Consider the following 20,236-nt stretch of genomic DNA (forward strand, 5'->3'; position numbering starts at 1 on the left):
CGTTCCCACGCTCTGCGTGGGAATGCCGCCATGGACGCTCTGCGTCCGCTCTTGGGACGCAGAGCGTCCCGGGATGCATTCCCACGCAGAGCGTGGGAACGATCAGTGTCAGATGTTCTGGCGATCACCCTTCGGATCGAAGAACACCGAAGAAACAATCTCCGCCTCGATCACGCTGCCATCGGCCAGCGGTGCAAACACCCGCTCACCGAGGCGCTTCAAACCGCCCTTGACCACACCCATGGCAAACGAATAACCGAGGGAGTTGTGCGCGTAGCTGGAGGTCACGTGGCCGACCATGGTCATCGGAATCGCCTGCTTGGCGTTGAACACCAACTGCGCGCCTTCCGGCAGCCACACGTTCGGATCGATCGGCTTCAACCCGACCAGTTGCTTACGCTGATCCTTCACGCAGTCTTCACGGTTCATGCCACGCTGGCCGATCCACGAGAACGGTTTGGTGCGACCGACGCACCAGCCCATGTTCAAATCGTCCGGAGTCATCGAGCCGTCCGTATCCTGACCGACGATGATGAAACCCTTCTCGGCGCGCAGGACGTGCATGGTTTCAGTGCCGTACGGGGTCAGGTTGTATTGCTTGCCGGCCTCGACGATTTTCTCCAGCACGCCCATCGCGTAGTCGGCCTGGACGTTGACTTCGTACGACAACTCACCGGTAAACGAGATGCGGAACACCCGCGCCGGCACGCCACCGACCTGACCTTCTTTCCAGGTCATGAACGGGAAGGCTTCGTTGCTCAGATCAATGTCGGTCACGGCGCTGAGCAGCTTGCGGCTGTTCGGCCCGGACAGGGTCATGGTTGCCCAGTGGTCGGTGACGGAAGTGAAGTAAACCTTCATGTCCGGCCATTCGGTCTGGTGGTACAGCTCCAGCCACTGCAGCACGCGTGCGGCGCCGCCCGTGGTGGTGGTCATGACGAAATGGTTGTCGGCCAGACACGCCGTCACACCGTCGTCGAAGACCATGCCGTCTTCTTTGCACATCAAACCGTAGCGAGCCTTGCCCACGTCGAGCTTGGTCCAGGCGTTGGTGTACACGCGGTTGAGGAACTCGCGTGCATCCGGGCCTTGAATGTCGATCTTGCCGAGGGTCGAGGCGTCGAGCAGGCCGACGCTGTCGCGCACGGCTTTGCATTCGCGCTTCACAGCGGTATGCAGGTCTTCACCGTTTTTCGGGAAGTACCAAGGGCGCTTCCACTGACCGACGTCTTCAAACTCGGCGCCATTCTTCACATGCCAGGCATGCAGCGCGGTGTGACGCACCGGCTCAAAGATGTGCCCACAGTGACGACCGGCCACCGCGCCGAAGGTCACCGGCGTGTAGTTCGGGCGGAACATCGTGGTGCCCATCTGCGGGATGGTCACGTTCAGCGAACGGGCGGCAATGGCCAGACCGTTGACGTTGCCGAGCTTGCCCTGATCGGTGCCGAAGCCCAGCGCGGTGTAGCGTTTGACGTGCTCGACCGACTCGAAACCCTCGCGGGTCGCCAGTTCGATGGCGGCGGCGGTCACGTCGTTCTGCAGGTCGACGAATTGCTTCGGTGCCCGTGCGGTGTTCTTTTCATGTGGCACCTGGAACAGCGCCAGCGTCGGTTCTTCGTGACGGCTCAGGGCTTTCGGCAGCACGCCTTCGACGGTCTGGAAACCGGCTTCAGCTGCAGCACGCACGCCACCTTCAAAACCGTCAGCCAACGAATCGCCGAGACCGTAAACGCCGTTGATGCCACCGACGCACACGCGTTTCTGCGGTGCTTCGCCCGGTACGAAGCCGAGGATGTCTTCGCGCCAGGTCGGCTTGCCACCAAGGTGCGAAGCCAAGTGAACGACCGGGCTGTAACCGCCGGAACTGGCAACCACATCGCAGTCGAGCCACTCGCCAGGACTGGTCACGGCGTGCGCTTTAACATCAATCGCCGCCACGCGGGCAGCAGTCACGCGCTTGCTGCCACGGGCTTCGATCACGGCGCTGCCGGTGAGGATGCGGATACCTTTGGCACGGGCTTCTTCTACCAGTGCACCACGCGGATTGCTGCGCGCATCGGCGATGGCCACCACTTGCAGACTGGCGTCGAGCCAATCCAGAGCAACGCGGTAGGCGTGATCGTTGTTGGTGCTGAGGACAAGTTTCTTGCCCGGTGCCACGCCGTAGCGACGCACGTAAGTCGACACCGCACCGGCAAGCATGTTGCCCGGCACATCGTTGTTGCCGTAAACCAGCGGACGCTCGCAAGCACCGGTCGCCAGCACGACACGCTTGGCGCGAACACGGTGAATACGCTGACGCACCTGACCGATGGGCGCACGGTCGCCGAGGTGATCGGTAAGGCGTTCGTGAATGGTCAGGAAGTTGTGGTCGTGGTAACCGTTGACCGTGGCGCGCGGCAACAGCAGCACGTCCGGGGTGTTCTTCAGTTCCGTGATGACGCTGGCGACCCAGTCCATCGCCGGTTTGCCGTCGAGGCTTTCGCGGGAATCGAGCAGGCTGCCACCGAACTCTTCCTGCTCATCGGCCAGAATCACTCGGGCACCGCTGCGCGCAGCGGCCAGGGCAGCGGCCAGACCGGCCGGGCCAGCGCCGACGATCAGCACGTCGCAGTGCTGGTTCATGTAGTCGTAGGTGTCCGGATCATTCTCGGTCGGCGAACGGCCCAGACCGGCAGCCTTGCGAATGTACTTCTCGTAGGTCATCCAGAACGACTGCGGGTACATGAAGGTTTTGTAGTAGAAACCCGGCGGCATCAGCTTGCCGCCGACCTTGCCGAGAATACCCATCATGTCGTTGTTGACGCTCGGCCAGCCGTTGGTGCTGGTCGCAACCAGGCCTTGATACAACGCCTGTTGCGTGGCGCGCACGTTGGGAATCTGCGTGGCTTCGGTAGCACCGATCTGCAGCACCGCGTTCGGCTCTTCGGCACCAGCAGCGAAAATCCCGCGCGGACGCGAATACTTGAAGCTGCGGCCGATGATATCGACGCCGTTGGCGATCAGTGCGGCGGCCAGCGAGTCACCCTCGAAGCCTTTGTAGCTCTGACCGTTGAAGGTGAAGCTCAGCACTTTGTTGCGGTCGATCCGTCCACCGTTGGACAGGCGATTGGTCTGGCTCATACCTTCTCTCCCAGCGCCGTCGTGGCTGTTTTCGCCGAATCAGCCTTGTCGGTGAATTGCGGCTTGGTGCCGATCTTGTAGGTTTCGAGAATCTCGTAAGTCACGGTGTCGCGGGTGACGTTGAAGTACTGGCGGCAACCGGCGACGTGATCCCACAGTTCGTGGTGCAGTCCGCGCGGGTTATCGCGGAAGAACATGTAGTCGCCCCACTCCTCGTCGGTGCAGGCGCCTGGATCGAGCGGGCGCGGAATGTGCGCCTGGCCGGATGCGTGGAATTCCTCTTCGGAGCGCAACTCGCCGCAGTGAGGACAGAAGATATGCAACATGGGGATTTCTCCTGTTAGTGGGCAACCGCAGCAGCGCCGTGTTCATCGATCAACGCACCGTTGTGGAAACGGTCGATGGAGAAAGGTGCGGCCAACGGGTGCATTTCACCCTTGGCCAGACTCGCGGCAAACACGTTGCCCGAGCCAGGAGTCGCCTTGAAGCCACCGGTGCCCCAACCGCAGTTGAAGAACATGTTCGGGACCGGGGTTTTCGAAATGATCGGGCAAGCGTCCGGCGTGGTGTCGACGATGCCGCCCCACTGACGGTTCATGCGTACCCGCGACAGCACCGGGAACATCTCGACGATCGCTTGAATGGTGTGCTCGATCACCGGGTACGAACCGCGCTGGCCGTAGCCGTTGTAACCGTCGATACCGGCACCGATCACCAGGTCGCCCTTGTCGGACTGGCTGATGTAACCGTGCACGGCGTTGGACATGATCACGCTGTCGATAATCGGTTTGATCGGCTCGGACACCAGCGCTTGCAGCGGGTGCGATTCGATCGGCAGACGGAAACCGGCGAGTTTGGCCATGTGCCCGGAGTTACCCGCAGTGACCACGCCGACGCGCTTGGCGCCAATGAAACCCTTGTTGGTTTCGACACCGATGCACACGCCGTTTTCCTTACGGAAACCGATCACTTCGGTCTGCTGGATCAAGTCCACGCCCAAGGCGTCGGCGGCACGGGCAAAGCCCCAGGCCACGGCATCGTGACGGGCAACGCCGCCGCGACGCTGCACGGTGGCGCCCATCACTGGATAGCGGGTGTTTTTCGAGCAGTCGAGGTACGGAATCTCGTCAGCGACTTGCTTGGCGTTGAGCAGTTCGCCATCGACGCCATTGAGGCGGTTGGCGCTGACCCGACGCTCGGAATCACGAATGTCCTGCAGGGTGTGGCACAGGTTGTAGACGCCACGCTGGGAGAACATCACGTTGTAGTTGAGGTCCTGCGACAGGCCTTCCCACAATTTCATCGCATGTTCGTAGAGGTGCGCCGACTCGTCCCACAGGTAGTTGGAGCGCACGATGGTGGTGTTGCGCGCGGTGTTACCGCCGCCCAGCCAGCCCTTCTCGACCACGGCGACGTTGGTGATGCCGTGTTCTTTGGCCAGATAGTAGGCCGTCGCCAGACCGTGCCCGCCGCCGCCGACGATGACCACGTCGTAGACCTTTTTCGGCGTTGGCGTGCGCCACATGCGCTGCCAGTTTTCGTGGTGGCTGAGGGAGTGTTTGAAGAGGCCGAAGCCCGAATAGCGTTGCATAGTCATTTACTCCAGAACGCTCAGCGGTAAACCGGGAAGTCAGCGCACAGGGCCGACACTTGCTGGGCGACATTGGCCTCGACATCGGCATCGCCGAGGTTGTCGAGGATGTCGCAGATCCAGCCAGCCAACACTTCGCACTGGGTCACTTTGAAGCCGCGAGTGGTGACAGCCGGGGTGCCGATGCGCAGGCCCGAGGTCACGAACGGCGATTGCGGGTCGTTCGGCACGGCGTTCTTGTTCACGGTGATGTGTGCACGGCCAAGGGCGGCGTCGGCGTCTTTGCCGGTCAGGCCCTGACGGATCAGGCTGACCAGGAACAAGTGATTGTCGGTGCCGCCGGACACTACATCGTAGCCACGTTTGATAAATACGCTGGCCATCGCCTGAGCGTTGTCGATCACTTGTTGCTGATAAGCCTTGAAGCCCGGCTCCAGCGCTTCTTTGAAGCACACGGCTTTACCGGCGATGACGTGCATCAGCGGGCCGCCCTGAGCGCCGGGGAACACGGCAGCGTTGAGCTTCTTCTCGATCTCTTCGTTGGACTTGGCCAGGATCAGCCCGCCACGTGGGCCACGCAGGGTTTTGTGCGTGGTGGTGGTGACAACGTCGGCGTACGGCAGCGGGTTCGGGTACAGACCGGCAGCGACCAGACCAGCGACGTGGGCCATGTCGACGAACAGCAGCGCACCGACTTTGTCAGCGATCTGACGAAAGCGCGGGAAGTCGAGGGTCTTCGAGTAAGCGGAGAAACCGGCGACGATCATTTTCGGCTTGGATTCGACGGCGAGACGCTCGACTTCGTCGTAATCGATCAAACCGGTGTCGGTGTTGATGCCGTACTGCACGGCGTTGTAGAGCTTGCCCGAGGACGACACCTTGGCGCCGTGGGTCAGGTGACCGCCGTGAGCCAGGCTCATGCCGAGGATGGTGTCGCCCGGCTGGATCAGCGCCAGGTACACGGCGCTGTTGGCCGAAGAACCGGAGTGCGGCTGAACGTTGGCGTAATCGGCGCCGAACAGTTGCTTGGCGCGTTCGATGGCCAGCGCTTCGACTTTATCCACATGCTCGCAGCCACCGTAGTAGCGCTTGCCCGGGTAGCCTTCGGCGTATTTGTTGGTCAGGCCGCTGCCTTGCGCTTGCATCACGCGTTTGCTGGTGTAGTTCTCCGACGCGATCAGCTCGATGTGATCTTCCTGACGTTGCTCCTCGGCATTCATCGCCGCCAGCAGTGCATCGTCGTAACCCTGGATCTGGTCTTGCTTGCTGAACATCGCGTCTCTCCCAGCGGCATCTGTGCGCCATTCGTCTCGGTAAGGCACTGGCAATGAAGGCAGTGCCCTTTGATGCCGATGGTATGACCGGCGCAGACAGCTCAAATGCCTGCGCGCGCCACGCAAAGGTGCGTTTACGACATGGCTGGAAATGCCATTGCCAGACTCGATCTCGAAAACACTGGAGAACCTTGTGGGAGCTGGCTTGCCAGCGATGGCGGCGGCACATCCGGCATTGATGGTGGCTGACCCACCGCTATCGCTGGCAAGCCAGCTCCCACAGGGTTATGCGGCGACCTGGCGGATAAGTAGCAAGAGGAGAAAATGCGCGGGATACAGGGCGTAGGCCCAGCGGCGCATAGGCGGTGGCTGGAGATGTCGTCCATGTCGCAACAGGAACATTCCTAGCATTGGCGCAAACAGGCATGTCGCAATACCGAGAATGGCGACGCTGTTACCGAACCTTGCCGAGTCGTACAGCACTTGCCATTGATTGGCAGCGAGACAGATCAATCCCGGCAGCGAGCTGAAATACCACGGACGGCGAAATACCAGCAGCATCGCCAGCGGCAGCAAAACGCCGAAGAACCCGAACATCAGTCGCTCCGGGAAAACTATCGCCAACACCAGCGCAGCAACGCCCAGCAATCGCGACATGATCGAGGGATCCTGCCACCCCCGCGCCACTAGCAAACCCAACGCCAGCGTCGGCATCACGTTCAACGTGTCGGGCTCTGGAATGTACAACCGGTAAGGAATTTCACTCACCGCACTGAACAGCAACAACCAGCCCAGATACCGCCACTCCATCCTCCGCGAACCATCACGCGCCAGATTCGCCGCCATCGCCAGACAAAACCACGGAAACGCCAGCCGCCCCGGCACGTACAGCCAATCGGCGGAGAACCCGGCATATCGCAGGTGATCGAGCAACATGCACAGCAGCGCCAGCCACTTGAGCAGATCCAGTGCGCCGTCGCGTTTGCTCAGGTGCATAATCGTCCTACAAACTGGTAATTTCCTGAATGTGACATCCCGTGTGCTCCCCGGAAGATCTTCGGTAAAGTGCGCACCCTCATTGACCACGAGCCTTCACAAGAGTCTCGACCACGGAAGCCGGCCATGACCGACAAGAGCCAACAATTCGCCAGCGACAACTATTCCGGAATCTGCCCTGAAGCCTGGGCTGCGATGGAACAGGCCAACCACGGCCACCAGCGCGCGTACGGCGACGATGAATGGACCGCACGCGCGTCCGACCATTTCCGCCAACTGTTCGAAACCGACTGCGAAGTGTTCTTCGCCTTCAACGGCACCGCCGCCAACTCGCTGGCCCTGTCGTCGCTGTGCCAGAGTTACCACAGCGTGATCTGCTCGGAAACCGCCCACGTCGAAACCGACGAATGCGGCGCCCCGGAATTTTTCTCCAACGGCTCGAAACTGCTGATCGCAGGCACTGAAAACGGCAAGATCACCCCGCAGTCGATCCGCGAAGTCGCGCTCAAGCGTCAGGATATTCACTATCCGAAACCGCGTGTGGTCACGCTGACCCAAGCCACTGAAGTCGGCAGCGTCTACACCCCGGAAGAAGTTCGCGCCATCAGCGCGACTTGCAAAGAGCTGGGCCTGCACCTGCACATGGACGGCGCACGCTTCTCCAACGCCTGCGCATTCCTTGGCTGCTCGCCAGCGGATCTGACTTGGAAGGCCGGTGTCGATGTGCTGTGCTTCGGCGGCACGAAAAACGGCATGGCCGTGGGTGAAGCGATCCTGTTCTTCAACCACAAACTGGCGGAAGACTTCGACTACCGCTGCAAGCAGGCCGGTCAGTTGGCGTCGAAAATGCGCTTCCTCTCGGCACCGTGGGTCGGCATCCTCGAAAACGACGCCTGGCTCAAATACGCCCGCCACGCCAACCACTGCGCGCAATTGCTCGCGGAACTGGTCAGCGACATTCCGGGCGTCGAACTGATGTTCCCGGTGCAGGCCAACGGCGTGTTCCTGCAACTCTCGGAACCGGCCATCGCCGCGCTGACCGCAAAGAACTGGCGCTTCTACACCTTCATCGGCAAGGGCGGCGCGCGCTTCATGTGCTCGTGGGACACCGAAGAAGAACGCGTCCGCGAACTGGCGCGCGACATCCGCGAAGTCATGTCCGCCTGATCCCCCTGCACTGATCGTTCCCACGCTCCGCGTGGGAATGCCTCCCGGGACGCTCCGCGTTCCCGCCTCACCACTGTCGACATGCTTAACATCGCTATGACGCAGAGCGTCGACGGCTGCATTCCCACGCAGAGCGTGGGAACGATCTTCGATCGGGAATGATTTTTCCCACCGCAACACCAGACTTCTCTTCTAGCGAGAACATGCCACCCGCCTCATCCTGATCGTTCCCACGCTCCGCGTGGTAACGCATCCCGGGACGCTCCGCGTTCCATCTCCAATGCACCGCAAGATTCAAGGAAGAATCCCATGGGCCGCAGCCGCTACACCCTTACCGAAACCGACAAGCCACATTTTCTGACCTGCACGGTCATGGAGTGGTTGCCGCTGTTCATCCGTCCCTACATCGTCGACCACCTGCTCAACTGCTGGCGTTATCAACAGACCCACCGTGACTTGAAGCTGTACGGCTACGTGATTCTGGAAAACCATCTTCACTTCGTCGCTCAGGCGCCCGACCTGAGTAAATGCCTCAGCCAGTTCAAATCTTTCACCGCGCGACAAATCATCGATGATCTGCAAAGCAAAGGTGCAGACAAAGCCCTGCAACGTCTGCGCTTTAGCAAACGTGCGCACAAGCAAGACCGGGTTTACCAGTTGTGGCAGGAAGGCTCCCACGCAGAGATGGTTTATAGCGAATCGGTCATGCGCCAGAAGCTTGAATACATCCACAACAACCCGGTGAAACGCGGGTATGTGGATTTGCCAGAGCATTGGCGTTATTCGAGTGCCAGAAACTACACGGGAATGCCGGGGCTGATTGAGGTTCAGTGCTGGTATTGAAATGGGACGCGGAGCGTCCCGGGCTGCATTCCCACGCAGAGCGTAGGAACGATCAGATCCGACTCCACCCCACTGATCATTCCCACGCTCCGCGTGGGAATGCCTCTCCGAACGCTCCGCGTTCCAGCCTCACCACTGTCGACATGTTTAACACCGCTATGACGCGGAGCGTCGACGGCTGCATTCCTACGCGGAGCGTGGGAACGATCAAACGCCTTCCTTCTGCCCTGAAAGACTTGGTCTACATTGTCTGTCGAGCCCTCCGCTCATATAACAATAAGCAGGAGCATCGGCATGTCGTTACAAGGCAAAACCCTGTTCATCACCGGCGCCAGCCGTGGCATTGGCCGTGAGATCGCGCTGCGTGCAGCGAGGGACGGGGCCAATATCGTTATTGCGGCGAAAAGCGCCGAACCCCACGCCAAACTGCCCGGCACCATCCACAGCGTCGCCGCCGAAGTGGAGGCGGCGGGCGGCAAGGCTCTGGCCCTGCAAGTGGATGTGCGTGATGAAGAAGCTGTGCGCAAAGCGCTCGCGCAGGCCAATGAACACTTCGGCGGCATCGATGCGCTGGTGAACAACGCCGGGGCGATCAAGCTCACCGGTGTGCAACACATCGAACTCAAGCGTTTCGACCTGATGCACCAGATCAACACCCGCGCGGTGCTGCTGTGCAGCCAGGCGGCCCTGCCCTATCTGAAAAAGTCCGGCGGGCACATTCTCAACCTGTCGCCGCCGCTGAATCTGGCGAGCAAGTGGTTTGCGCAATTCAGCCCGTACACGGTGACCAAGTACGGCATGAGCATGCTGACGCTGGGGATGAGTGAGGAATTTGCCAGTTACGGGATCAGCGTCAACTCACTGTGGCCGCAAACGATGATTGCCACGGCGGCGATTGAGTTTCAGCTGGGTAATCGCGAGTCGTTCAAGCAGGCGCGCCTGCCTTCGATCATGGCGGATGCGGCGCATGTGATTTTGGATAGCGGTGGACGGCAGATTACCGGGCGGTTGTTGATTGATGAGGAAATTTTGCGTGAGAGCGGTGTGACGGAGTTCGGTCAATATCGCTTTGATCGAGAAAGCGACGCGGCACTCATGCCGGATTTGTTTATCGACTGAAAAGCCCCTCACCCTAGCCCTCTCCCAGAGGGAGAGGGGACTGATTGGGGGATATTCGAGAGTTACGCCGACCTGAAACTGCTTTACCGAATCTATAGTCGATAAGGTCTTTCAGGTCGATGTAGAACGCCAGACACCTCCGTCGGCCCCCTCTCCCTCTGGGAGAGGGCTGGGGTGAGGGGCAAGCCGTGCGCAAAAATTCGAACCACTCAAAAATCGATTCGCACATCCCCCTTCGGCACGCTGCAGCACGACAAGATAAACCCTTCAGCCTCGTCATCCTCGGTAATCCCGCCGTTGTGCTCCATCTCCACTTCACCACCCAGCTTGAGCACCTTGCACGTCCCGCAAATCCCCATCCCGCACGCTTTCGGAATCATCAGCCCCAGCTTGGCCGCCGCCGCATGCACGGTTTCACCCGGTGCCACACGAATGCTCTTGCCCGACGAAGTGAACTCGACCTGATGCAGATCCGCTGCATCGATTTCCGGTGCATCGGCTGCTTGCTCGGCCTGCTCCACCGCATCGGCACGTGCTTCCGGTGGCGTCGCACCAAACGATTCCTCGTGATAACGCGACATATCATAACCGGCCACTTCCAGCAGGCGTTTGACCGCGTTCATGTATGGCGTCGGGCCGCAGCAGAACACTTCGCGCTCGAGGAAGTCCGGCACCATCAACTCGAGCATTTTGTGATTGAGGTAGCCGCGATACCCGGCCCACGGTTCACCCAAGCCATGCTTCTCGCAAATCAGGTGCAGGCTGAAGTTGTCGATCCGCGACGCCATGTGCTCCAGCTCGCGGTGGTAAATGATGTCTTTCGGCGAGCGCGCGCTGTGGATAAAGGTCATGTCGACGTTGGCGTTGGTGTCGTAGAACCAGCGCGCCATCGACATGCACGGCGTGATGCCGACGCCGCCGCTCAGATACAGCACTTTCGGGCTCGGAAAGTCGATCGCGTTGAACAACCCGACCGGCCCGTGCACCGCCAGCTCCTGGCCTTCATGCAGGGTGTCGTGCAGCCAGTTCGAGACCTTACCGCCCGGCACCCGCTTGATCGTCACCGAAAAGCTGTACGGCACCGACGGCGAACTGGAGATCGTGTACGAGCGCATGATCGGCTGGCCTTCGATTTCCAGCTCCAGGGTCACGAATTGCCCGGGTTTGAAGAAGAACAGGATCGGCTGATCAGCCATGAAGCAGAAGGTGCGCACGTCCCAGGTTTCCTGGATGACTTTGACGCAACGGACGATGTGTCGGCCATTGGCCCAGGTCTGGGTGGTGACCGGATTCAGGAAGCTGTTGGACATGCTGTTCTCCACGGCCGACTGTCGGCCTCATGTCGGCGATTCTGCGTATAGCGCGAACCGCCCGTTTACCTATCCGCGACATCGGCATACTTATCGCGACCAGCCCCCAACCACCGGGGGTTGCGCGTCGGGAACAGATTGCACCATGTCGCCCATGGATAAGGTTCCGCCCCGCGCCGGCCCCACACTCGCCCCAACACCAAGACAGCTTCTTTACACCTTGCGTAGCAACCGTTAGCAGCACACCTGATCAGCCACTTTTCGCCGGCCACGCAGATGGCCATGAGGATCACATCGATGGACGTCACCGCAAAAATCAGCCTGGGCGATCCGCTGGAACCCGCACGCAAGGCCACCGCACAAATGCTCCAGGAGCGCGAGCGGACGTTTTCGCTGCCACAACCGTTCTACAGCGATGAGCGGCTGTTCGATATCGACATGCAGGAGATCTTCCAGAAAGAGTGGTTGATCGCCGGCATGACCTGCGAGATCCCGGCCAAGGGCAACTACCTGACCCTGCAGGTCGGCAAGAACCCGATCATCGTCATTCGTGGCGCCGAAGGCGTCGTGCATGCGTTCCACAACGTCTGCCGCCACCGTGGCTCGCGTCTGTGCACCAGTGAAAAAGGCAAGGTCGCCAAACTGGTCTGCCACTACCATCAGTGGACCTATGAGCTGGACGGGCGCCTGCTGTTCGCCGGTACCGAAATGGGCGCCGACTTCGACATGAAGCAGTACGGCCTGAAACCGGTGAACGTGAAGACTGCCGGCGGCTACATCTTCATCAGCCTGGCCGAGAACCCGCCGGCCATCGATGACTTCCTGTCGACGCTGAACCACTACATGGAACCGTACGACATGGAGAACACCAAGGTGGCGATTACCACCACCTTGATGGAAAAGGCCAACTGGAAACTGGTGCTGGAAAACAATCGCGAGTGCTACCACTGCAACGCGTCGCACCCGGAACTGCTGAAAACCTTGCTGGAATGGGACGACGTCACCGACCCGCGCGCCGATCAGGCGTTCAAGGATCACGTCGCCGCCTCCGCCGCTGCCTGGGAAGCCGAGAAGATCCCTTACGCCCACGCCAGTTTCGGCCTGCGTAACCGCATCGTGCGCATGCCGCTGCTCAAAGGTACCGTGTCGATGACCCTCGACGGCAAACAGGGCTGCGCGAAACTGATGGGCCGGATCAAGAACCCGGATCTGGGTTCGATGCGCATCCTGCACCTGCCGCACTCGTGGAACCACTGCATGGGCGATCACATCATCGTCTTCACCGTGTGGCCGATCAGCGCGCAGGAAACCATGGTCACCACCAAGTGGATCGTGCACAAGGACGCGGTTGAAGGCGTGGATTACGACGTCGAGCGCATGCGTCAGGTCTGGGATGCGACCAACGATCAGGATCGCCGACTGGCGGAAGAGAACCAGCGCGGGATCAACTCCACCGCCTACCAGCCCGGGCCTTACTCCAAGACCTATGAGTTTGGCGTGGTTAACTTCGTCGACTGGTACAGCGAGCGCCTGTTGAGCAACCTCGGCGCCGAGCCTGCGCCGTACCTAAAAGGTGTCCCGGTCCAGGGCTGATGTCTTCTGCTTGATCGTTCCCACGCTCTGCGTGGGAATGCAGCCCGGGACGCTCTGCGTCCCAAAAGGCCGAACGCGGAGCGTCCGTTGAGGCGTTCCCACGCAGAGCGTGGGAACGATCAGTCAACAGTCACCGCATCACTTCGATGACCACCTCACCGATCCATCCTCACCAATAAACTCCTCAAATATCTCCTCCCCCACCAAGCGGATCTTCGCGTACCCGTTCAACACCCGCAGCGGATACGCCGGGTCGTTGGCATCCTGCGTCTCTGACCACAACACCCGCGAATGCCCGTTCAGCTCGCTGGCATTGCCATAGGGAATCGCCCCGTGCCCGGCACAGCGCGCATGCAGACCGCCCTGCTGCGCATAAACGATGCCGTTATGCAGATGCCCCCAATACCAGTAATCGGGCTCGCGTCCCAGCGCATCGCACACCGGTTGATATAACGCGGTCTTGTTGTGCCCGGAAATATCGAAGCCCTGATGATGGCTGAGCACCATGAGTTTCTTGCGTTTCGGCAGGCCTTTCATCCACTGGATCTGCGGCTCGTTCAAGGTGCCGTCCATGTACAGGTTCATCGCGTCCGACGCGTAGGCAGAATCCAGCCCGACCACCAGCCAGTCATCGTTGATCAAGGCGAAGTAACTGGTGCCCTGCTGCCCCGGAAAACGCTTGGCCAGTTCCTTGAAATAACCGTGAGCGCCGCTGTACATCTCGTGGTTGGAATTGAGGGTGAACGAGCCGTGCGTACCCATCGGCCAACCGGCCATGTCGACGTCTTCCTGAGAATGACTGCCGGCGTAATACACATCGCCGAGGTGAATGGTGAAATCCGCCTGAGCCAGTTGCATCTGATTGGCCACCGACACCGCCGGCGCATGGCTGTCGAACGGCCCGGTGCCCCAGTCGCCGGCGATCGCCAGGGTCACCTCGCGATCCATTTGCACCACCGCAGGATCGGTACCGAACGTCGCATGATGCCGCAGGTTCTCGATCCACTTGAGCAATGCCTCACTCCACAACAGATCAAGCAGTTCCCACTTGCGACAGCCGAGCAGGGTGCCGTCCTTCAGCACGCGGGTCGCCAGTTGATCGGGCGATTGCGGCAGCGGCGTGGCATTGCCGATGCGCAGGATCGACAAGCCGTGCGACAACTCCCACGGCACGCCCGGCTCATCGTCCGGCAAGTCGCCATTTTTCAGCACGTATTGCGCTTGATCATGCCCGCGCTGCAACAGCTTGATGATCGCCTGAAACTCCTGCGGCTCCAGTTCGCTGATGAGTTTCATCCAGGCCATTTCCATGCGCGTGAACAAGCCGTGAATGCGCACTTTGACCTTGTCGTACTCGTGTTCCCAATGACTGACCAGTGACATGGCGTAATCCTCTTTCCGTAAGGTTCACAGGGTTTTCATGAATTCGATCAATGCACGCTTGTCGTCGTCCGACAGCGTCGTGCCGTACAGGTGACCGCTGTTGTGGTTGCCCTCCAGCCGCGTGTCGTATTTGAAGTCCGCCGAGGCTTTGGCCTGTGCGCCGCTGGTGACGAAACCGACGTTGACCGGGTCGTAAATATCCGAGCCGGTGATGAACACCTGCGGACGTTTTTCCGGCGGTTGCAGCAAGTCCCACAGCGTCGGCACCGAGCCGTTGTGCAGGTACGGCGCGCGTAGCCAGACGCCGTCGGTGGGCGTGTTGCTGTAGCTCTGGGTCTTGCGATACGCGCCGAAGTCGAACGGCGGTTTTTTGAAGGTGTGGAACGCGGTGACCAGCCCCGTGGTGAACGAGTCGAGCCGGTGCGGATCAGTGCCGAGCTGATCGATGTTGGTCGTGACCTGCCCGGTATCGGCGCGTCCGAAGTCATGACAAGCCGCGCAGTTGGCGTCCCAGATCGGTTTGCCTTGGGCGACCTTGGCCTGATCCAGCGTCCACGGCCACGCCGGCGCCTTGTGCCCGAGCAGCCAGTTGGTCACGCGGTTGAAGCTCGGCGGCAGTACCGATTCCGGCGTCGCACCCACGGCCATCGCGGCGGCGTAGTTGCGTTCGTGGATCTTGTTGTTATTGCCGTCCCAGTGCAGGTACATCGATTCGCGCGGTTTCTGGTTCCACACTTGCGGCAGATCGACGGTGCCGATGGTCGAGTCATCCGGGAAGCCGAACACGACCATTTTCGTCGGGTTGAAGGTGTCGGTGCGGCCCGGGCCTTGTTGCGGACGCAGCTTCTGCCAGGCGTAGGCTTGCTTCTGCTTGAGCAGTGCGCTTTTGGCCATCGGCATGATCAGGTAGCGGTTGTAGAGCTTCTCGAAGAAGCCCAACTGGAACTTGCTGTTGATCGCCGCCATCACCGCGTCGGTGGTGAATTTCGGATCGCTGGCGCAATCGTAGGCGAACCACTGGAAGGCTTGCAGTTGCAGGGTGTTGGCCGGCGCGCTCGGCACATTGACGGCGACGTCGCTGGCATTCGCGCGGTAGGAGCCGGTGTGGCACAGCGCGCAGTTCGGCTCAACGGTCGGGTAGCCGATCTGCCGTTTGGCCATGCCGATCGGCAGGTCCTTGCCGTTTTCGAAGAGGAAGCCAAAGACTTCCCAGCCACCGCGTTTGGGCATTTTCTCCGGGCACATCTGCGGCAGCACGGCGAACAGGTAATACGGGATGCGCGCCTCAATGCCGAGGCCAATGGCGGCGTACTTGTAGTGGTCTTCGTCAGAGGCGTATTCCTGCTCCGGCACCACCCGCAGCATCTGATACCAGGTTTCGTAACCGATGAAGCCGAGCACCGCGACCACCACCAGCGTGCCGACCTTGAAGGCGTGACTCTGCCATTGCCGCTGCCATGCCGCGCGCCATTCGCGCCAGCCATCGCAGAGCAGCGCCCATGGCCGGTTCTCCGGCGAGGTGCCGAGGTAGAGCAAAATGCCGAGGATCAGAAAGAAGCTCAGATCGCCCATCAGCATCGGTACGAACACCGAGCCCTGGCTGCTGGTGTTGATCAGGTAGATCCAGAAGATCACCGCGATCAACCGCGTCAGCACACACAGCCAGGAATGCACCACGTAGCGCGGTGCGTTGAAACCCGACGGCATGTAAAACACGCTGATGCCGACCAGCAGCATGCCGGCGTTTTCCAGCCACGGGTCAGAGAGTTGCGGCGGCAGCCCGACCACCGATGTCAGCAAGCCCGGCGCGAACAGCGCGGGGATGGCGAACACCATGTTCATCGCAATGCCTATCCAGATGAAGCGTTGAAACCAGCGGATGTAGCTGTCCATGTCAGTTCCCCTGATCGTTCCCACGCTCTGCGTGGGAATGCATCCCGTGACGCTCTGCGTCACACAAGCGGACGCAGAGCGTCCATGGCGGCATTCCCACGCGGAGCGTGGGAACGATCAGTGACTACCCGAGGGCGGTTTTCTCAAGGTGTTCAAGGATGATCGGATAGACATCGACCACCGCGTTCTTGCCGAACATGCAGTCGATGTGACCGTAGCCCGGCACCACTTGCCGGCTGTAGCGTTCGGGCCCGTGCATGTCGCACAAACGCTGATAGGTCTTGAGGGTGCTTTCCGGCAGGTAGCACTGGTTGTCGGCACCGCTGATAAAACAGATCGGCATGGTCAGTCGATCAAAGTGCGGCATGTACACATCGTTGCCTTTGAAATCCACCAGGTGCCCTTTGCGCACGATCAGCGCCAGGTGCTCGAAGGTCTCGATGTTCGACTCACCGAACAACTCATGCAGGTTGTCGTGCAGGGTTTCGTTGAGGGTGTCGTGGCGATACAGCGACGCGTACATGAAGGTGATGCGGTGGCACACCGGATTGGTGCAATAGCCCTGCGCCTCGATCCGCGCGTAGCCGTTGAGGGCCTTGTCGTAGAGTTTGTTGAACCAGTTTTCCTTGCTGTCGGCGTAAGCGGTCATCGACTTGACGCCAATGGCGTCGAGCATGCCCGGCAAGTGCAATCCGGCTTTCAACCCCGTCGCCGTGGCGACCACGGTGTCCGCAGCAATCTGCGAGCAGACCACCGAACGCACGCCCTGCAAACCGGCGAGCAACGACATGAAGAAGGTCGTCGCACCGTAGCAATGCACCACGCATTGCACATCCTTGGCCTGGGTTTCCTGCTGAATCTGCGCGATGGCAGCCTTGAAGTCGTACTGGGCAATCTGGTCGCCGTTCCATTCCTTCTTGCTCGCCGGCAACAGAATGCTCACGCGAAAATCCAGCAACCACACGTCGTAGTCGTGTTTGCACAGGAATTCGAGCAGGTTGGTCTGGATGGTGTCGGTGGAAAAGATATTCGAGCCCACGCCCAAACCATGCACCAGCATCACCGGGCCTTTGCTCCCGGCCTGGTAGCGGGTCAGGCGCAGTTCCACGCCGTCCTCGGTAGGGAAGAAATGCACCGCCGGCGTCGGCGCATCCAGCGGCCGTTTCAAGCGTGGCGGCGCGTCGGGGTTGAAGTAGATATCGCCGGCAAACACCCCGCCGTAGCTTTCCCAGAGAATCCCGGCGAAGAACTTGCCGAACCGTGCCAGCCCTTCGATGCGCTCGCGTTCGTTGCGCGCATTGAGCACTTTCATGGTGGTCATCTGCTTGGCGAAATCGGTCGGATGAATGTGCATCACCCCGGAGCCGATCACCTCACCGGTCTTGTCCGGCCCGCGATACAGCGTCACGTAGAGCGTGCTGGTGTCGTGCCAGATGTTCAGCACGCCGTTGTCTTCCGGCACAGTTTTGAAGGCGCTGAAGAAATAGTCGTTGCCGTCCTCGGCGGTCAGTTTCATGTCGTATTTCATGTGACGGGTATCAACCTGTTGCTCGAATTGCTCGAACAGATTGAACACGCCGTTGCTGGCGGTCAGCGGCTGCGCTGAAAGCGCCGGAGCGATCACCGTGCCGACAATCGTGGCCGCATGCTCAGGTTCCTTGATCATCCGGTTGAGGTCGTTGGCGGTGATGGTCAGGGTGAAATCAATCGGCGAATTGTCCGCCTCGCCGCGTTTAGCCGCCGCTTCGTAGACTTTCAGATCAGTGCTTTGCGCCGCAGTGAAGGCCCTGGAGAAATAGCCCTTCATGGTTTCGGTGAACTGCACGCCGAGGGTTGGCGGCGCCACCTGTTTGCGCGGCGCAGAAGGCAGCGTGTAGTCGATCTGCCAGCCTCGGTCGGCGGCGAGCAGGCCCATGTTGCGCTCACTCACCGCGGAGATGGTCAACAGCGGGTTGACCGCCAGCGACGTCGGAATTACCGCGCCGTCAGTCACGTACAAATTAGCGTAAACATCCGTGCCGCTGGCACCGCTGAACACCTGGCCCTTGTGATTGACCACGCCTTGCGCCGCGTCTTCGCCCATCACGCAACCGCCCAACGGGTGCACTGAGACGATGCTGTGCTTGAGCAGTTTGGTCCAGATCGGATTCTCCACCCAGACGCCGCCCAAGGCCTTGGTGCTCTGCTGCAAACGTTCGTTGCCGAGCTTGAAGTTCTCCTGCTCGCCAACGCCTGGCCAATCGATGCGCAGTTGATCCTTGCTGTCGAGGATCATCCGCCCCTGGCCGCTGTCATGGCTCATGATCAGGTAAGTCTGCATGTTGTGCAGTGCGCCGTAATACGGGCCGCGCAGAAAGCTTTCCGCTTCACGCTCCTTGTATTTCACCTTGCCGCTGAAGCTGTCATCGGTGGCCACGCCGATCATCTCGGCAAACCCGGCCATCGCCGGCACCATCGGCCGACCGAGGGCACCGGGGATCGAGCCTTCCTCGATGACCATGCGGCTGCGCCAGTCGCCTTCGGTGCGCATGTCGATGACCGAGGTGATGCACGGGCCGACCGGGTGCAGTTCCTTGGCCGGGTGCGCGCCGAAACCGATGCCGTTGATGGTCTGCTCGCAGTTGTGGCCGAAGCCGAGGATGTCGCCGTTGCCGCTCATGTTCTCGCCGAGCTGGCCGGACATCACCACGCCTTTATCGCGTGAGCGCAGAAGGATTTCGGTCGAGCCGAGCGTGCCGGCGGAGACCACGACAATGTCAGCCTTCACGAACAACGTTGGCGCAGAGAACTTCTCGCGGCCGCTGTCCAGATACTGAAAGTGCACGATCCAGCCATCACCATCGCGCTCCAGGTGCCGCACTTCGGCCTGACAGAAAATCTCCGCGCCGTGGTTCCAGGCATCCGGCAGGTAGTTCATCAGCGTGGTGTTCTTGGCCTTGTTGTTACAGCCCGACACGCAGTCGCCGCACTGGTTGCACGGCAGTTGCTCGACACCGACGTGGTTGAGGTTGTTCGGCAGTTTGTCGAAGGTCACGTTGATCGGCGGCTTGTAGAAATGCGCGCCTTGCTTGAGGTAATCCGCCGATTTCTTGTTGGCATCGAGTTTGGGCAGGTTCGGAGCAGCGTTCGGGTAAGGATTGGGTTTGAGCATTTCCCGGGCGCGGGCATAACCGTCCTTGAGCAGCGTGTCGCGGTGTTCACGCACGGCTTGCGGCCAGCGCGGATCGTCGAACACACCGGGCTCAGGTTCGAGGGCAACGTTGGCATTGATCAGCGAAGTACCACCGAGGCCGCAACCGACCACGACGTTCTGCTGGGCATTCACATGTAAATCGAACAGCCCGGTGCGCGAGCCGATATGGCCATCCGGGTCATGCACCTGCAGTTCTTCAGTCGCGGCGATCATGGTGTTGGGGTATTCGCCGGGCTGGATTTCCCGACCGCGTTCGAGCAGGCACACACGTTTGCCGGCACGGGACAGGCGCGAGGCAGCAATGCCGCCGCCGTAGCCTGAGCCGATAACGATCACATCGTAGTGTTCCTTGATCTCGCTGATGGGCGTTGCGATCCGTGTCATGAGGTGATTCCTCTAATCAGGCAGATGGGGCAACTCTGCGGTTGCCTGCAATCAATGGGCGGACGGGCACCTGGCCACCGGATCAAGTCCGGCGACAGCACAGCGGTCTGGCGGGTGTGGCGCGCTACAGGCGAGCGTGCTGATTGGCGGCGCGCCGGAACGTGCGCTTGGGTGGCGAGGGCGGGGGGCGGTGCGGCTGGCTATCCATCATGCGTTCTCCCAGAACCAGATGTGGATAAGTGACGGCTGTCCTTGTGCCATTGCAGTGAAGACAGCGCAGGAATCGAAGTCAAGGCAATGCCTTAGAACTGTATGAAATCTGATCAAGTGCCGTTTGGACTATGGCGGGCGGGGCTTGCAGGGT

At 60.5% G+C, this 20,236-nt stretch carries 13 protein-coding genes; 4 read left to right on the forward strand and 9 right to left on the reverse strand.

Annotated elements, in window-relative coordinates; translation table 11 throughout:
• Positions 1-108 precede the first annotated feature (108 nt).
• The 5 genes from M5G26_RS18765 to M5G26_RS18785 form a co-directional block, all read right to left on the reverse strand.
• On the reverse strand, positions 109-3,126 hold the full coding sequence (locus M5G26_RS18765; RefSeq protein ID WP_273916199.1) for a sarcosine oxidase subunit alpha: 3,018 nt from the start codon (positions 3,124-3,126) through the stop codon (positions 109-111).
• Entirely contained in the window at positions 3,123-3,452 is a 330-nt protein-coding gene (locus M5G26_RS18770; protein ID WP_007913119.1) for a sarcosine oxidase subunit delta, read from the reverse strand. The genes M5G26_RS18765 and M5G26_RS18770 overlap by 4 nt, the downstream gene beginning before the upstream one ends.
• A gap of 14 nt (positions 3,453-3,466) precedes the next feature.
• Positions 3,467-4,717 (reverse strand): sarcosine oxidase subunit beta, encoded by a 1,251-nt coding sequence (locus tag M5G26_RS18775; protein WP_003206307.1) that lies wholly within the window; start codon positions 4,715-4,717, stop codon positions 3,467-3,469.
• A gap of 20 nt (positions 4,718-4,737) precedes the next feature.
• Complete coding sequence (locus tag M5G26_RS18780) at positions 4,738-5,991, reverse strand: serine hydroxymethyltransferase (RefSeq protein ID WP_007913117.1); 1,254 nt, start codon at positions 5,989-5,991, stop codon at positions 4,738-4,740.
• Between the two features lie 285 nt (positions 5,992-6,276).
• Positions 6,277-6,987, reverse strand: coding sequence for a TraX family protein (locus M5G26_RS18785; protein WP_273916200.1), 711 nt, complete (start codon positions 6,985-6,987; stop codon positions 6,277-6,279).
• Between the two features lie 126 nt (positions 6,988-7,113).
• On the opposite strand from M5G26_RS18785, the gene M5G26_RS18790 reads away from it, so the two are divergent.
• From M5G26_RS18790 to M5G26_RS18800, 3 genes are all read left to right on the forward strand, one after another.
• A complete protein-coding gene (locus tag M5G26_RS18790) occupies positions 7,114-8,154 on the forward strand; it encodes a threonine aldolase family protein (protein ID WP_038363178.1) in 1,041 nt (346 codons plus the stop codon).
• Positions 8,155-8,463: 309 nt separating this feature from the next.
• Positions 8,464-8,997, forward strand: a complete 534-nt coding sequence (locus M5G26_RS18795) for an REP-associated tyrosine transposase (RefSeq protein WP_273916201.1) — start codon at positions 8,464-8,466, stop codon at positions 8,995-8,997.
• A 294-nt stretch (positions 8,998-9,291) separates the two neighbouring features.
• On the forward strand, positions 9,292-10,116 hold the full coding sequence (locus tag M5G26_RS18800; protein ID WP_273916202.1) for an SDR family oxidoreductase: 825 nt from the start codon (positions 9,292-9,294) through the stop codon (positions 10,114-10,116).
• A 209-nt stretch (positions 10,117-10,325) separates the two neighbouring features.
• On the opposite strand, the gene gbcB is transcribed toward M5G26_RS18800, so the two are convergent.
• Positions 10,326-11,426, reverse strand: a complete 1,101-nt coding sequence (gene gbcB, locus M5G26_RS18805; protein ID WP_007911227.1) for a glycine-betaine demethylase subunit GbcB — start codon at positions 11,424-11,426, stop codon at positions 10,326-10,328.
• A gap of 297 nt (positions 11,427-11,723) precedes the next feature.
• Here gbcB and gbcA point away from each other — a divergent pair, with 297 nt between their 5' ends.
• Positions 11,724-13,019 (forward strand): glycine-betaine demethylase subunit GbcA, encoded by a 1,296-nt coding sequence (gbcA, locus tag M5G26_RS18810; RefSeq protein WP_095112747.1) that lies wholly within the window; start codon positions 11,724-11,726, stop codon positions 13,017-13,019.
• 138 nt (positions 13,020-13,157) lie between these two features.
• Here gbcA and M5G26_RS18815 read toward each other — a convergent pair whose 3' ends face one another.
• From M5G26_RS18815 to M5G26_RS18825, 3 genes are all read right to left on the reverse strand, one after another.
• Entirely contained in the window at positions 13,158-14,402 is a 1,245-nt protein-coding gene (locus M5G26_RS18815) for a metallophosphoesterase family protein (RefSeq protein WP_273916203.1), read from the reverse strand.
• Positions 14,403-14,426: 24 nt separating this feature from the next.
• Positions 14,427-16,295: a hypothetical protein gene (locus M5G26_RS18820; protein WP_273916204.1), complete on the reverse strand. Its 1,869-nt coding sequence runs from the start codon at positions 16,293-16,295 to the stop codon at positions 14,427-14,429.
• Positions 16,296-16,419: 124 nt separating this feature from the next.
• Positions 16,420-19,872 (reverse strand): GMC oxidoreductase, encoded by a 3,453-nt coding sequence (locus tag M5G26_RS18825; RefSeq protein WP_273916205.1) that lies wholly within the window; start codon positions 19,870-19,872, stop codon positions 16,420-16,422.
• Positions 19,873-20,236: the final 364 nt, after the last annotated feature.

This window comes from Pseudomonas sp. TNT2022 ID642, from assembly GCF_028656995.1.
In the GTDB taxonomy this organism is placed as follows: domain Bacteria; phylum Pseudomonadota; class Gammaproteobacteria; order Pseudomonadales; family Pseudomonadaceae; genus Aquipseudomonas.